Source organism: Kitasatospora sp. NPDC088548, assembly GCF_044753005.1.
In the GTDB taxonomy this organism is placed as follows: Bacteria; Actinomycetota; Actinomycetes; order Streptomycetales; family Streptomycetaceae; genus Kitasatospora.
The window spans coordinates 91,150-104,503 of sequence record NZ_JBIVMI010000027.1; the positions used below are offsets into that span (position 1 = coordinate 91,150).

At 73.5% G+C, this 13,354-nt stretch carries 15 protein-coding genes and 1 pseudogene; 2 read left to right on the forward strand and 14 right to left on the reverse strand.

The window, feature by feature from the left end; translation table 11 throughout:
• Positions 1–169: 169 nt before the first annotated feature.
• A complete protein-coding gene (locus tag ACIP82_RS29050) occupies positions 170–1,366 on the reverse strand; it encodes an acyltransferase (RefSeq protein WP_363607760.1) in 1,197 nt (398 codons plus the stop codon).
• Positions 1,367–1,601: 235 nt separating this feature from the next.
• On the opposite strand from ACIP82_RS29050, the gene ACIP82_RS29055 reads away from it, so the two are divergent.
• Entirely contained in the window at positions 1,602–2,396 is a 795-nt protein-coding gene (locus ACIP82_RS29055; protein WP_400657587.1) for an SDR family NAD(P)-dependent oxidoreductase, read from the forward strand.
• On the forward strand, positions 2,393–2,842 hold the full coding sequence (locus ACIP82_RS29060) for a nitroreductase family deazaflavin-dependent oxidoreductase (RefSeq protein ID WP_400657590.1): 450 nt from the start codon (positions 2,393–2,395) through the stop codon (positions 2,840–2,842). Before ACIP82_RS29055 ends, ACIP82_RS29060 begins: the two co-directional genes overlap by 4 nt.
• Before the next feature lie 161 nt (positions 2,843–3,003).
• On the opposite strand, the gene ACIP82_RS29065 is transcribed toward ACIP82_RS29060, so the two are convergent.
• The 13 genes and pseudogenes from ACIP82_RS29065 to ACIP82_RS29125 form a co-directional block, all read right to left on the reverse strand.
• Positions 3,004–4,707 (reverse strand): tryptophan 7-halogenase, encoded by a 1,704-nt coding sequence (locus ACIP82_RS29065; protein ID WP_363607763.1) that lies wholly within the window; start codon positions 4,705–4,707, stop codon positions 3,004–3,006.
• 195 nt (positions 4,708–4,902) lie between these two features.
• Positions 4,903–5,445 (reverse strand): cupin domain-containing protein, encoded by a 543-nt coding sequence (locus ACIP82_RS29070; protein WP_363607764.1) that lies wholly within the window; start codon positions 5,443–5,445, stop codon positions 4,903–4,905.
• Positions 5,446–5,581: 136 nt separating this feature from the next.
• Positions 5,582–6,415 (reverse strand): SDR family oxidoreductase, encoded by an 834-nt coding sequence (locus ACIP82_RS29075; RefSeq protein ID WP_363607765.1) that lies wholly within the window; start codon positions 6,413–6,415, stop codon positions 5,582–5,584.
• A 111-nt stretch (positions 6,416–6,526) separates the two neighbouring features.
• Positions 6,527–6,991, reverse strand: a complete 465-nt coding sequence (locus tag ACIP82_RS29080) for a DUF1772 domain-containing protein (protein WP_363607766.1) — start codon at positions 6,989–6,991, stop codon at positions 6,527–6,529.
• A 9-nt stretch (positions 6,992–7,000) separates the two neighbouring features.
• Positions 7,001–8,236, reverse strand: a complete 1,236-nt coding sequence (locus tag ACIP82_RS29085) for an FAD-dependent monooxygenase (protein WP_400657595.1) — start codon at positions 8,234–8,236, stop codon at positions 7,001–7,003.
• Positions 8,237–8,250: 14 nt separating this feature from the next.
• Positions 8,251–8,571 (reverse strand): antibiotic biosynthesis monooxygenase family protein, encoded by a 321-nt coding sequence (locus ACIP82_RS29090; RefSeq protein WP_363607768.1) that lies wholly within the window; start codon positions 8,569–8,571, stop codon positions 8,251–8,253.
• Positions 8,568–8,891 (reverse strand): antibiotic biosynthesis monooxygenase family protein, encoded by a 324-nt coding sequence (locus tag ACIP82_RS29095; RefSeq protein ID WP_363607769.1) that lies wholly within the window; start codon positions 8,889–8,891, stop codon positions 8,568–8,570. Before ACIP82_RS29095 ends, ACIP82_RS29090 begins: the two co-directional genes overlap by 4 nt.
• Before the next feature lie 20 nt (positions 8,892–8,911).
• Entirely contained in the window at positions 8,912–9,661 is a 750-nt protein-coding gene (locus ACIP82_RS29100; protein ID WP_363607770.1) for an SDR family NAD(P)-dependent oxidoreductase, read from the reverse strand.
• A complete protein-coding gene (locus tag ACIP82_RS29105; RefSeq protein ID WP_400657635.1) occupies positions 9,658–10,137 on the reverse strand; it encodes an SRPBCC family protein in 480 nt (159 codons plus the stop codon). Before ACIP82_RS29105 ends, ACIP82_RS29100 begins: the two co-directional genes overlap by 4 nt.
• Before the next feature lie 39 nt (positions 10,138–10,176).
• A pseudogene (locus tag ACIP82_RS29110) lies at positions 10,177–10,377 on the reverse strand (acyl carrier protein); the annotation flags it as partial.
• A gap of 48 nt (positions 10,378–10,425) precedes the next feature.
• Positions 10,426–11,676 carry a beta-ketoacyl synthase N-terminal-like domain-containing protein gene (locus ACIP82_RS29115; protein ID WP_400657599.1) on the reverse strand — a complete coding sequence of 417 codons (1,251 nt, stop codon included), beginning with the start codon at positions 11,674–11,676 and terminating at the stop codon, positions 10,426–10,428.
• Positions 11,669–12,946, reverse strand: coding sequence for a beta-ketoacyl-[acyl-carrier-protein] synthase family protein (locus ACIP82_RS29120; protein ID WP_400657601.1), 1,278 nt, complete (start codon positions 12,944–12,946; stop codon positions 11,669–11,671). Before ACIP82_RS29120 ends, ACIP82_RS29115 begins: the two co-directional genes overlap by 8 nt.
• Entirely contained in the window at positions 12,943–13,347 is a 405-nt protein-coding gene (locus tag ACIP82_RS29125) for a cupin domain-containing protein (protein ID WP_400657603.1), read from the reverse strand. Before ACIP82_RS29125 ends, ACIP82_RS29120 begins: the two co-directional genes overlap by 4 nt.
• Positions 13,348–13,354: the final 7 nt, after the last annotated feature.

The window sequence follows — 13,354 nt, forward strand, 5'->3', positions numbered from 1 at the left end:
CCCGGGGCCGGTGGCCGGGCCGGACGGGGACCAGGGGCGTGACGAGCACCCGCTCCCGGACTGCTGGTCGGTCCGGGAGCGGGTGCTCGTCGCTTCCTGGTGTCGGGTGCCTGGTGCCGGGTGCCCGGCCGGGACGGGGCCGGGCACCGTCAGGTCCGTCGGGCGGCCGTCACCGTCCGCCGCGGCCGCCGCCGATCCGGGCGCGCAGCCACCGCTCCACGGGGCGCTCGTAGAACTGGTACAGCAGCGCACAGGCGGCCAGGGTGATCGCGAGGGCGAGGACCGCCCACCCCGCATTCGACCAGCTCGCCTTCACCGGGCGCATGTAGTACTCCATGACGCCGTTCTTGTCGAAAAGCGAGGAGGAAATCTCGAAGAGCACCGTGAAGTGCAGGAGGTAGAAGGCGTACGACCATTCTCCGAGTTTCACCATGGGCCGCGTGCCGAGCCACGAAGTGCCGCCCGAGATCTCCTTTCCGGCGACGGCCACGATCAGCAGGGCGAACAGCGGAGCGGTGACCTGGGGAAGGGCGTCGTAGACGACGAAGAGACGCCAGGTCTCCTCGCGCAGCAGCCACAGGACGACGTAGCCGGCGGCGACCAGGGCGGCGGCCGGCGCGACGCCGATCGGGGAACGCCAGCCCTTGCGCACGGCGGCCGCGGCGACCACGCCGAGCAGGAACTCCCAGACCCGGGCGACCGGCGAGAAGGTGCCGAGGAGCAGGCCGTTCACCCCGGTGAACTTCGGCCGCGCCTGGGGCGGGTAGGCGTCCCACAGCCAGATCCTCAGGCCCCAGCCCACCACCAGCAGCAGGACGGCCGCGACGCCGAGCCAGCGCAGCGACCGCCGCGCCAGGGGCCTGGCGACGAACGGGAAGAGCGCGTAGAAGAACGCCTCGCAGGCGAGGGACCAGGCCACCGGGTTCGCGCTGTCCAGGATGTGGCCGGGCACCCAGGCCTGGTACAGCAGGACGGCGGAGAGCGCGGTCACCTTCAGGGTGTCGGCGTGGTCCGGCCGGGCGTCGGGCAGCTGGAGCAGCAGCGGGACCAGCACGGCCACCAGCAGCACCGGCCAGATGCGGGCGAACCGGCGGCCGTAGAACGGGCCGACCCGGTCGCCGGCCGTCCACGTCCAGGTCAGGACGAAGCCGGAGAGGACGAAGAAGAACGTCACGCCGGAGGAGCCGAGGGACAGCAGCGGCTTGGCGTCCGGCAGCGGCAGCAGGGTGCCGACGTGCGACAGGAAGACGGCGAGGGCCGCGATCCAGCGCAGGCCGGTGAGGGAGTTCAGCCGGGCGGCCGGACCGGCGCCGGGGGCGGAGGGCGCGGGGAGCGGTGATTTCCGCTCTTGCGCGGAGGATCTCATGGAAACGACACCAGCCATTTCGACGGGGACGGGGCCGGGTGCGGCCGGCGGTCTTCTGAGGTCGGGAAATCGTGCGGCAGCATTGCACCACCGGCCGATGAAACCGGGGTTAAGCAGGTATAAATCGGTGCCGCGGGGCTTCTTCGGGTATTCCGTTCACTGGCCCGTCCGCCGGGGCCTAGGTTAATGTGTTCGAGCGTGTCCGGTCGAATTTTTCAGGAATTGGGGGAACAGCATGCGGCGATTTCCTTACGCCTCGGCCATGGTGACCGGGGCGTCGGGCGGGATCGGTGAGGGGTTCGCCAGGCTCCTGGCGCGGGAGGGCGTCGACCTCGTCCTCGTGGCGCGGCGGGGCGAACTCCTCGAACGGCTCGCGAGCGACCTGCGGGCCGCCCACGGGGTGACCGTGGAGGTGCTCCGGCTCGACCTCACCGACGAGAGTCAGCTCGCGCTCGCCGAGCAGCGGCTCACCGATCCCGAGCGGCCGGTGGAGCTGCTGGTGAACAACGCGGGGTCGAGCGGCTCGGGGTACTTCGCGGAGCTGCCGGCGGAGCGCGAGCTGCACACGGCGGTGCTCAACGCGGTCGTCCCGCTGAGGCTGTCCCACGCCTGCCTGCCGGGCATGATCGCCCGCGGCTCCGGCGGGATCGTGAACGTCTCCTCGCTGGTCGCCGTCCTGCCCAAGCCGCGCTCGGCGACGTACGCCGCCTCCAAGGCCTTCCTCTCCTCGCTGAGCGAGAGCCTGGCCATGGAGGTCGCCCGCCACGGCGTCCACATCACCACCGTGCACACCGGCCTGACCCGCTCCGGGTTCCACGAGGCGGCCGGGGTGTCGACCGACGCGCTGCCCGGCATCAAGTGGCTGACGGCCGATCAGGTCGCCCGGGCGGGCCTGGACGCGGTGGCGGCCGGGCGGACGTCCACGGTGCCGGGCCTGGCGTACCGCGTCCGGCTGCCCCTGATGCGGGCGATGCCGCGGTCCGTGGTCCGGGCCATCACGCGGCGCGTCCACGAGCGGCGGGCGGCATGACCGCGCGGCGCCGGATCTCCCCCCGGCACCGGGTCCGCAACAAGGCCGTGGTCCTCCTCCACCGGCTGGGGCTGCCCTTCGGGCCCATGTACCTGCTCACCGTCCCCGGCCGCCGGAGCGGCCTGCCGCGGACCAACCCGGTCGCCCCGGTGGTGGTCGACGGCGTTCGCCACCTTCTCCAGGCGTACCCGGAGTCCGACTGGGTCAGGAACGCCCGCGCGGCGGGCCACGGGACGCTGACCCGGGGCCGGCGCTCGCAGCGGGTGGACCTGGTCGAGCTGCCGGTGGCGGAGCGGGGCCGCGTGCTGCGGGAGTTCCCGCGGCAGGTCCCGCGGGGCGTGGGCGCGTTCGTGCGCAACGGGCTGGTCGAGTCCGGCTCCCCGGAGCACTTCGAGGCGGCCGCGGAGCGCTGCCCGGTGTTCCGCGTCACGCCCCGGACGCCCTGAGGCCGCGGCCCGCGGCGCACCCGCGGGCCGCGCACAGCACCGAGCGGCCGGCTCCCACACCTTCGTGGGAGCCGGCCGCTCGTGTCGGCCGCTCGTGCCGGCCGGGCGCACTGCCCGGAGCGTGGAACGCCCGGCCGCCGACGGCCGTTCCGCGTGCCGGGTCAGTGCGGCAGCGCCTTCTCGACGTCCGCCTCGGTCGGCAGCGGCGCACCGTGCACGTCGACGCCGGTGGTCAGGTAGCGCAGCTCGTCGGGACCGTCGTTGCGCAGCCAGCCGGCCATCCGCCGCAGGTCGTCGGGCATCGGGTAGACGAACCGGCACTCGGGGTCGCGCAGGCCCAGGTGGTCCAGCACGACCGGCGCCTCGACCACCGTCTTCAGCAGCTCGGCCCCGGCGTCGGCGGCGGTCCGCTCCCCGCGGTCGACCGCGTCGCAGATCCGCACCATCTCGTCGAACAGGGCCTTGTAGCCCGGGGACCCGGGAACGGGCAGCCCGGGGTACGCGGCCTTCTCCATCGCGCGGAGCACGCCGTCGTCGCCGGACTCCTCGAAGCGTTCGGTGAACCGGTCGAAGCGCAGGTTGATCGGCACCTCGGCGGCGCACCAGACGCGGTACACGGCGTTCCACAGCGTGTGGTCCTGGAAGGAGACGAAGGAGCTGTTGACGAGCTCGTCGTTGTGCCGGATCAGGCCCTGCTGGAGTTCGTCGACGTAGCGGAAGCGCTCCTCGTCGAAGTCGTTGTCGGAGAGCGCCTCGAGGAGCCGCCAGGCGAGCGAGTTGATCACCTCACCGGTGTTGGTGAGACCACGGGAGTACAGCGGGTCGAGGAAGCCGGCCGCGTGGGACATCAGGAACCAGCGGTGACCCACCGTCCGGGTCGAGGTGTACTGGATCCGGTCGGCCGACACCCACGGCCGCACCGTCCGCGCGTCCGCGAACAGGCGCTCCACCGCGGGGAAGCGTGCCGCGAAGGCGCGGAACTCCTCCTCCGGGGTCACGTCGCGGTTCCGCGGGTACTTCCGCTCGTCGAGCGTGAGCCCCACGCTGACCAGGGGGTTCTTCGAGCCGGGAGAGTTGTTGAACGGGATCGACCAGAACCAGCCGCGGTCGAAGAGGTGGTGCATGGTGCCCTCGACCCACGGGATCGGCGGCGCGTCCTCGGGCCCCACGCGCAGGCACTCGTCGGTCGGCCGGACCCCCAGCATGTGGGTGAACATCGAGCGGGAGTGGTGCTTGAGCGCCTCCGGCGGACGGCGCAGGTCCAGCTTCGCGGCGAGCGGCGAGCGGAAACCGCTGGCGTCCACCAGGCAGCGGCCCTCGTACCGCTCGCCGCCCCGGCCGACCACGGCGACGTGGTCCTCGGCGAGTTCCACGTCCTCGACGTGGAACGCCTGCCGGGCGTCGCAGCCGTAGCGGATGGCCGTGTGGAAGAGGTACGCGTCGGTGTCCTGACGGAACAGATGACCGGTCTGCAGGGCCTTGGACGGCGGGCTGAACTGCAGGAACTCGGCAGGGTCGGGCTCCTTGCCCTCCTCGTGCCGGATGAAGCCGAAGTGCCGCTTGGTGCCGGACGTCGGCGAGATGTCGTCGCGGATGCCGTCGGAGGAGGTGAGCGACTCCAGCTCGGGAACGCCGTAGCGCCGGGCGAGCAGCCGGAACACCTTGAGGGTGTAGAGCGTCGTCGACTCGCCGACGGCGAACCGCGGGTGGACGCCGCCGTCGAGGAGAAGGACGGAGACGCCCTGCTTGGCGAGGATGGCGCCGAGGGTCGAACCGGCGATGCCGGAACCCAGAATGATCACGTCGTGGCGCGGCGGCGCGGCGAGCCGCAGGCCGGCGCGGTTGCCGGAGGGTTGTCCGGGCATGGTGTCCTCCTGGTCGGACTGAGGCAGGTGGGCGGCGCCACAGGTGCGCCGGAGCGGAACGGGGTCGGCCGGGACAGCGCGAATGGCGCGCTGCCCCGGCCGGGGCCCGGCGGGCCGTTCGGCGGACGGACGTCCGGTGGTGGAGGGCGCGGGCCCCGCCCCCGGGCCGGGTGGGTCACCCCCGGGCCGGGTGGATCAGCCGCGGGGCCGCGCGTCGGCCGGGGCGCCGTGCAGGCCGTGCCGGACGGCCTGCGGACCCTTCAGGTCGCCGCGGGCGCCGGGCGGCGGCATGAATCCGCGCATCTCGTTCTCGTTGGCGAGCTGCTGCATCTTCTCCCAGTCCGGCATGCCGCCGCCCGAGACGAGCTTCGACAGCCCGATGAAGAAGTTCTCCACCCCGCCGGGGGTCGCGATGACCAGCAACTGGCCGGGCTCGTCACCCACGTTGAGGAAGCGGTGCGGCACGGCGCGCGGGCCGAAGATCACGGTCCCCTCGCCGATCCGCTCGGTGACCCCGCCGACCTCGAACTCGTAGGTGCCCTTGTTGACGAAGAACGCCTCGTCGGCGGTCTCGTGGACGTGCAGCGGCGGACCGCTGCCCGGCTGGGTGGAGATCTGGTAGAAGCTGTACAGACCGCCGGTGTCCTCCTTGCGGAGCAGGAACCGGCCCTCCTCGCCGAACCAGCAGACGGGCTCGACCTCGTCCCGGTTGACGACTTTCCGTTCGGGCTTCGACAAGGTTCATTCCTTTCGGTCGGATCGTCCGGAGGCGGACGGCAGCCGTGGTGACAGGCAATCAGTGGTTGCAAAGAGGGTGATAAAGAGCGGGAAAACCCGGTGCTGGGGTGTGGCCGGGTGCCGGCCGGCCGGGGCGTCAGGCGAGTGACGTGCCGCCGTCCGCGACCAGGCAGCTGCCGGTGAGGTACGCGGCGCGCTCGGAGGCGAGGAACGCGACGACCTCGGCGATGTCCTCCGGGGTGCCGTTGCGCCGCAGCGCGGCCCGCTCGGCGGCCGCCCGGCGCTGCTCCTCGGGGATGAAGCGGGCGAGTTCGGTGAGCACGAGGTTCGGCTCCACCGCGTTGACCCGCACCCCGTGCGGGCCCACCTCCAGTGCCAGGGTGCGCACGGCGGCCTCCACGCCCGCCTTGGCCACGGTCAGCGGCAGGAACCGGGGTGCCGGCCGCTTGGCGAGCGCCGCCCCGACCGCCACCACCGAGCCGCCGCCCCGGGCGACCATGCCGGGGAGCACGGCCCGCGCGGTCAGGAACAGCGCCTTGAGCTGCTGGCTGACCACGTGCTCCAGGTCCTCCCAGGAGAGGTCCGCCGCAGGGGCGATGCGCGCCTCGTGGGCGCCCAGCCCGGCGGCGTTGAGCACCAGGACCTCGATCGGGCCGAGCGCGGTCGTGACGGCCCCGACCAGGGCGGTCACCCCGGCGGGGTCGGTGACGTCGCCCTGGACGGCCACCGCCTCACCGCCGTCCCGCCGGATCGCGGACACCAGGTCCTCGGCCCGGTCCGCGCTCTTGTGGTAGTTGACCGCGACCCGCGCCCCGCGGGCCGCCAGCAGCCGGGCGGTGGCCGCGCCGATGCCGCGGGAGGCACCGGTGACCAGGGCGACCCGGCCCGCGAACTCCGGGGTTCCGGGTGTCCGGCCGGCGGCCCCGGGGGCGGGTGCGTGCGGTTCGTGCTCCTCGTGTGCCGGATTCACCGGATCAGCTCCTCGGATCGGGAACGGGTCCTCGGTCCACCGAGGACGAAGGTCGGATCAGGGAAGGCGAAGTGCCCTCCAGGGAAGGGGAGTTCGGCTCAGGGGCCGGGTTCAGCCGAGCACCAGCCAGGTGCCGCCGAGCGCGATGCCGAACGCCAGGCCGGCGAAGACGGTGCGCAGCAGATTGGCGCGCGCCCACCGGGTGCGCAGGGCGTCCCAGCCGTCGGGGATCTCGCCGGCCGCGGCCCAGCCGTCGATCCGCCGGTTCATCCGCACGTTGCGCAGCTCCGACACCAGGGCGACCCCGGCCACCGAGGCCAGCGCCGCCGCGAAGGCGGCCTTCGCGGCGGCCCCCGGCGCCAGCACGGTGAGCCCGAGGCCGGCGGCCAGGGCCACCTTGTTGACGGTCGGCATCAGCGGGTCGAACCCCGGGTCCAGCAGCCGGTGCACGTCGGACCAGGTCTGCCGCGGCAGCCGCAGCAGCATCGGGACGATGGCGCGTTCCACCGCGAGCAGGGCGCCCGCGAGGATCCCCGTGCACAGGACCAGGACGACGGCCAGAATGGTGACCAGCATCGGGCCGGTTCACCCCGCCCCGTGGCCGAGCGGCTCGGCCGTCCGCAGCGGGGCCCGCTCCAGCCGGTCGTCCAGCATCAGCGAGTAGCTCTGGCCTCGCGCGACCGAGTCGAAGAACGCGTACATCGCCGCGTCGCGCAGCCGGCACAGCGGGCCGCTGTGGGCGAGCCCCAGCGCGCCGATGCGCCACGAGGTCGTCACCATGTCCGCCGCCCGCGCGCGACGGGCGGACTCGAACGCGCGCAGGGTGGCGGGCACGGCGTCCGGCTCGCACCGGCCCAGCAGGTCGGCGAGCACCACACCGCTCTCGATGGCCTGACCGGCGCCCTGGCTGAGGTTGAGCGTCATCGGATGGGCCGCGTCGCCGGTGAGCACCACCCGGCCCTTGCTCCACCCGCCGGCCGGCGGCCGGTCGTGGATCGGCACCGGCAGGATCGCCTCCTCGTCGGTCGAGGCGATGATCCGGCCGACCGGGTCCGGCCAGTTCCGGTACGCGGCCGCCAGCCCGGCCCCCCGCGAGAGGCGCAGGGTGTCGATCCCGGCGGTCGCGCGGTCACTGGTGATGGCGTCCCAGTAGACCTCCTCCTCGTTCAGCCGGCAGTACAGGAAGCGCAGCCCGCCCTTGCCCCACATGTTGAAGAACGTGCCGGTGGGCACCAGCGACTCGCCCGGCAGCCGGGTGATGGCCTGGCAGGCCGTGTAGCCGGCGTACCGCGGCGGCGGTTCGAAGCCGTTGCGCAGCGTGGCGCGCACGGTGGAGCGGAGTCCGTCCGCGCCGATCAGCACGTCGCCGCGGGCCGTGGACCCGTCGTCGAAGTGGGCGGTGACGCCGTCGGCGTCCTCGGTAAAGCCGGTGAACCGGCGGCCGAGGTGGATCCGCTCCTCGCCGACCGCCTCGGTCAGCACCGTGTGCAGCGTCGACCGCCGCAGCGCGCAGGCCGGCGCACCGATCCGCTCCGTCGGGCCGTCCAGCCGCCACCGGGCGAGTCGCCGGCCGGAGTCGGAACGGAACTCGTGGAAGCGCATGCGCACCGCGTCGGCGGCGACGGCCTCGTCCAGCCCGATCCGGCGCAGCGCCAGGAAGGCGTTGTGCCAGAGCATGAAGCCGCCGCCGGTCAGCAGCCGTCCCGGCGTGGGGCGGGCCTCGAACACCTCGCAGGCGATGCCCTGCCGCAGCAGCCCCGCCGCCGTGGTGAGCCCGCCGATGCCGGCCCCGATCACCAGGGCCTTTCGGATGGTCGCCATGGGCCGTGGTCCGCTCAGCCCTGCGACGGCACGCTGTCGAGGCGGGCCCGCAGGTCGAAGATCCGCCGCTCGATCTCGCCCTTGCTCCAGTACGGGAACATCGGGGCCGCGGTCTCGCGGTGGGTCGGGGCGTCCTCCCAGGTGCGGAACGCCTCCTCGCTCTCCCACTCGGCGAGCAGGATGTAACGGCCGGGCTGCTCGGCGTCGCGCAGCAGCTCGTCGCGCAGGTGGCCGGGGGTGCCCTTGACCGCGGCGGTGACCTGCCGGTACGCCTCCTCGAAGGCCGCCTGGTCGTTCTCCTCGACCCGGGCGGAAACCATGATGCGAACGGTCACGACGGACCACCTTTCATCGGTGTGGTGCCCGGCACGTGCTCGACCACGTCGAGCACGTGCTTGCGGGCTGATTCACGGAACTGCTCCAGCCTGGCGCTGAGTTGCTCCCTCGCCGGGCCGTTCTGGAAGGCCTCCAGAGCGGCCCGGTCGGCCCAGTCGGCCATCACCAGGTAGGTGCGGGGGGTGCGCGGGTCCCGGGCCAGCGACTGGGCGACGGAGCCCGGCAGTAGCGCGGCGGCCCGTGCGGTCTCCAGCCAGGCGGCGCGGAACTCCTCCTCGCGGCCCTCCCGGACCGTCATCTCCAACACGGCGCGGATCACGGCGTGCGGTCTCCTTCGGGTCAGATGCCGCCGTCGACGTCGAGCGTGGCGCCGGTGACGTAGCGGGCGGCGTCGGAGACGAGGAACAGCACCGCGTCGGCGATCTCCGCCGGCCGGCCGAGCCGGCGCAGCGAGATCCGCTGCTCGTACGCGGCCCGCCCCTCGGCGCTGACCGCCTTCATCTGGTCCGTCTCGACCAGCCCGGAGGCGATGCAGTTGACGCGCACGCCCCGCGGACCCAGCTCCTTGGCCAGCGCCCGGGTCAGGCCCATCACCCCGGCCTTGGACGCCACGTAGTGGGCGGCGCCCGGCATGCCGTGGTGCGCCACGGCGGAGCTGATGTTGACGATCGAGGCGGTCTCCGCGAGGTGCGGCAGCGCCCCGCGGATGACGTGGTACGTGCCGGACAGGTTGGTGTCGAGGATGCGGTGCCACTCGTCGGGACCGAGGTCCGTCAGCGGCAGGTGGCTGATGACGCCCGCGTTGTTCACGACGGCGTCGATCGCCCCGTACCGCTCGTGCGCCTCGGCCGCCAGCCGGGCGGCGTGCTCGTGGTCGGCGACGTCGGCGCGCACCAGGGTCCCCCGGGCGCCCAGTTCCGCCAGTTCGGCGCGGAGCGACTCGACCTGCTCGCTCTCGTTGACGTAGCAGGCCGTCACCGCGGCGCCCTGGGCGGCCAGGGCGAGCACGGTGGCCCGCCCGATGCCCCGGGCGCCACCGGTCACCAGGGCGTGCCGGCCCTTGAGGCCGAAGCCGAGGGCGGCGGTCATCGGGCCACCGCCGTTCCGGCGCCGGCGCGGGCGGCGGCCTCCACGCGCTCCTTGATGAGTGCCAGCTGGACCTTGGAGTTCTCGTTGATGCGCGCGGTCATCGCGGCGTCGTCCACCGAGGCGTCCGGCTTCATGCGGAACTCCTGTACCCAGCGCAGCTCCACGCCGGCGCCGGTCTGCTCGTACGTCCAGTGGATGTTCATGAAGGCGAACGGGCCGGTCTCGACCCGGCGCGCCCGGACGCTGCGGTTCTCGCGGTCCATGACGCGTTCGGAGACCCAGCTCCAGACCTTGCCGTCGGGCTCCGGGTGGAGGGCGAGGCGGAACCGCACCGTGTTGCCGTGCCGCTCCAGGACGTCCGCGACGGCGTACTCGCTGAACAGGTCCGGCCAGCCGGCCACGTCGTTGGTGATGTCCCAGACCAGGTCGAACGGCGCGTCGATCACGATGCCGTTCTCGGTGCGCGCCGCGGCCAGCCGCAGCTGCTCGTTGACCAGGCCGCAGATGCCGGGGAGCTGGGTGAGGCCCTCGGCGTCCAGGCGGATGTCGTAGCGGTTCTCGACCTCGGTGAGGATGTTGATCAGACCCAGCGAGTCGATGCCCAGGTCGTCGATCGTCACGGCGGGGTCGTCCGTCTGCAGGCTCTCCAGCGGGACGCCGGTGCACTGTTCGACGATGGTCAGGAACGCGTCGTACTCAAGGGGTACTGCGGTCATCGGGGTGGGATCCTTTCGGCATCGCGGGGTGGTAGGTGGGGCGCGCCGTCACGGGGCGAGGGCCCGGACGACGAGGGCGGAGTTGAAACCGCCGTGGCCGCGGGCGACGACCAGGGCCGTGCGCAGCCGCGCCGGCCGGGGCTCCACCACGAGGTCGAGGCCGTACGCGGCGTCCGCGACGACGGCCGGCCCGGTCGGCGGGATCACCTGGTCGCGCAGGGCGAGCAGCGCGGTGACGACGTCGAGCGGCCCGCCGCCGGCGTACAGCCGGCCGTAGCGCGCCTTGGGCGCGGTCACCGGCACTCCGCGCGGCCCGAACACCTCGGCCAGGCAGGCGGCCTCGATCCGGTCGCGCTCGGGCGTGCCGTCGGCGTCGGCGAGGACGAGGTCGACGTCCTCCGGCCGGACCCGGGCGTCGGCGAGGGCGAGCAGCACGGCCCGGCGCAGTGCGACCGGGGTGCCGGCCTCCGGCGTGCCGGGGGCCGGGTCGAAGGTGGCCGCGTGACCGGCGATCTCGCCGTACGGGGCCTCGACACCGCGGGCGCGGGCGCCCTGCTCGTCCTCCAGGACCAGGATCGCCCCGCCCTCGCCGGCCACGTGACCGGGGGAGGCCGCGTCGAACGGCAGGTAGGCGCGCTCCGGGTCGGCGCCGGGGCTCAGCCCCCCGGACGTGGTCTGGCAGGTCAGCGCATAGGGGCTCAGCGGTGCCTCGGTGCCGCCGGTCAGGACGAGCCTGGCGTCGCCGTGCAGGAGCGCGCGGCGGGCCTGCGCGATGGCGTCCAGGCCGCCGGCCTGCTCGGCCACGGCGACCCCGCAGGGGCCCTTCATGCCGTGCCGGATGGACAGTTGGCCGGTGGTGGCGGCGTAGAACCAGGCGATCGACTGGTACGGCCCGACGTGCCGCGGTCCCTTCGACCACAGGGCCTCGATCTCGCGCTGGCCGAAGGCGTTGCCGCCGGAGGAGGAGGCGGTGATGACCCCGAGGTCGTACGGGGAGAACTCCTCCGGCCGCACCCCGGCGTCGGCCAGGGCCTCGTCGGCCGCCAGCAGCGCGAACTGGCTCCAGCGGTCGGTCTGCACCGCCAGCCGGGGGTCGACACCGGGCAGGTTGCCGTCCCCGAAGACCTCGCCGACGGTGCGCACGGGGAAGCCGGCCGCGTCGAAGTGCGTCACCGGGCCGAGGCCGTTGCGGCCCTCCAGCACGCCCTCCCAGAACTCCTTCGTCCCGAAGCCGTTCGGCGCCACCGCGGAGATGCCGGTGACCACCGCGCGGCGTGTGGCCGTCGCCGTGTCAGTCATGACGTGCCCCCTTCCCCGGCGCGGTGAGCACCATCGCCGTCTGGAACCCGCCGAATCCGCTGCCCACGCTGAGCACCGTGTCGGTCCGTTGCTCACGGGCCGTCAGAGGTACGTAATCGAGCCCGAGTTCGGGATCCGGGTGCGCGAGGTTGGCGGTGGGCGGGACGGTGTCCTTCTCGATGGCGAGGGCGCAGGCCGCGACCTCCAGGGCGCCGATCGCCCCCAGGGAGTGACCCACCATCGACTTGATCGAGCTCACCGGCACCCGGTACGCGTGCTCGCCGAGCGAGACCTTCAGCGCGGCCGTCTCGTGCCGGTCGTTCTGCCGGGTGCCGGAGCCGTGGGCGTTGACGTAGTCCACCGCGTCGGCCGGTACCCGGGCGCGGTCCAGTGCCACCCGGACCGCCTCGGCCAGTTCCTTGCCGTCCGGGCGCAGACCGGTCATGTGGAAGGCGTTGCTGCGCTGCGCGTAGCCCGCGACCTCGCAGTACACGCGCGCCCCGCGGCGTCGTGCGGACTCCTCGTCCTCCAGGACCAGGACGGCCGCGCCCTCGCCGAGTACGAAGCCGTCACGGTCGCGGTCGAAGGGCCGCGAGGCGTGCTCGGGGTCCTCGTTGTTGGGCGAGGTCGCCCTGATCGCGTCGAAGCAGGCGACGGTGATCGGCGAGATGGGCGCGTCGGTGGCCCCGGCCAGCACGACGTCCGCCGAGCCGTCCTCGATGAACTGCGCGCCCTGGGCCACCGAGTCGAGGCCCGAGGTGCAGCCCGTCGACAGCACCCGGACCGGGCCCTGCGCGCCGGCCGTCCACGCCACCTCGGCGGCGAGCGTGCCGGGCACCAGCGCCCCGTAGAGGTACGGGTACGGGTTCGACGCGTCCACGACCCAGTTGCTGCCGCGGTCGCTGACCCGGACGTACTGCTGCTCCAGCGTGATGGTGGCGCCCACGGCGCTGCCGATCGACACTCCGATGCGGTGCGGCGGCACCCCGTCGGTCCCGGCCCCGCTGTCCGCCAGCGCCTCCCGCGCGGCGACCACGGCGAACTGCGCCGCGCGGTCCATGCGCAGGACCTCCTCGGCGGTGAGCCCGGCGGCCGCGGCGTCGAAGTCGCACTCCGCGGCGATCCGGGAACGGTAGGCCGAGGCGTCGAAGTGGGAGATGGCGCGGGTGGCCGTCCGGCCGTCGGTCAGCAGCTGCCAGAACGCCTTGGTCCCGACACCGCCCGGGGCCACCACGCCGATCCCGGTGACGACGGCCCTGCGCCGGGTCACGCCGGCTCCTGGCCCGGCAGGGGCTCGGTGTCGACGTGGCCGAGTTCCGGACGGGGCGCCAGCGGGCCCAGCTGGAAGACCATGAACGCCGGTTCCGTGCCGTGGTTCTCCAGCCGGTGGCGGACGTTGATCTGCAGGTGCAGCGCCTCGCCCGCGGCGAGCGGGACCGGCTCCCCGTCGATCCTCGTCAGCAGCTCGCCGCTGACGAGGTACAGGAACTCCTCGGAGTACGGGTGGTAGTGCTCGGTGACGACCTCGCCGGGCAGCAGGGTGAGCACCCCCATGAAGCCCGCGGTGGCCTCTGCGGTGGCCGGGCTGAGCAGCGTCCGCAGATCGCCGCCCCGTCGCCGGTTGGACTCCACGTCCTTCGCCGCGATCCTGGTCATTCGTGCGCTGGCCACGCCAGCC

Excerpts from the sequence above, each read along its gene's own strand:
- ACIP82_RS29050 (WP_363607760.1), bottom strand. The coding sequence starts at position 1,366 with ATGAGATCCTCCGCGCAAGAGCGGAAATCACCGCTCCCCGCGCCCTCC.
- ACIP82_RS29055 (WP_400657587.1), top strand. The coding sequence starts at position 1,602 with ATGCGGCGATTTCCTTACGCCTCGGCCATGGTGACCGGGGCGTCGGGC.
- ACIP82_RS29060 (WP_400657590.1), top strand. The coding sequence starts at position 2,393 with ATGACCGCGCGGCGCCGGATCTCCCCCCGGCACCGGGTCCGCAACAAG.
- ACIP82_RS29065 (WP_363607763.1), bottom strand. The coding sequence starts at position 4,707 with ATGCCCGGACAACCCTCCGGCAACCGCGCCGGCCTGCGGCTCGCCGCG.
- ACIP82_RS29080 (WP_363607766.1), bottom strand. The coding sequence starts at position 6,991 with ATGCTGGTCACCATTCTGGCCGTCGTCCTGGTCCTGTGCACGGGGATC.
- ACIP82_RS29085 (WP_400657595.1), bottom strand. The coding sequence starts at position 8,236 with ATGGCGACCATCCGAAAGGCCCTGGTGATCGGGGCCGGCATCGGCGGG.
- ACIP82_RS29100 (WP_363607770.1), bottom strand. The coding sequence starts at position 9,661 with ATGACCGCCGCCCTCGGCTTCGGCCTCAAGGGCCGGCACGCCCTGGTG.
- ACIP82_RS29115 (WP_400657599.1), bottom strand. The coding sequence starts at position 11,676 with ATGACTGACACGGCGACGGCCACACGCCGCGCGGTGGTCACCGGCATC.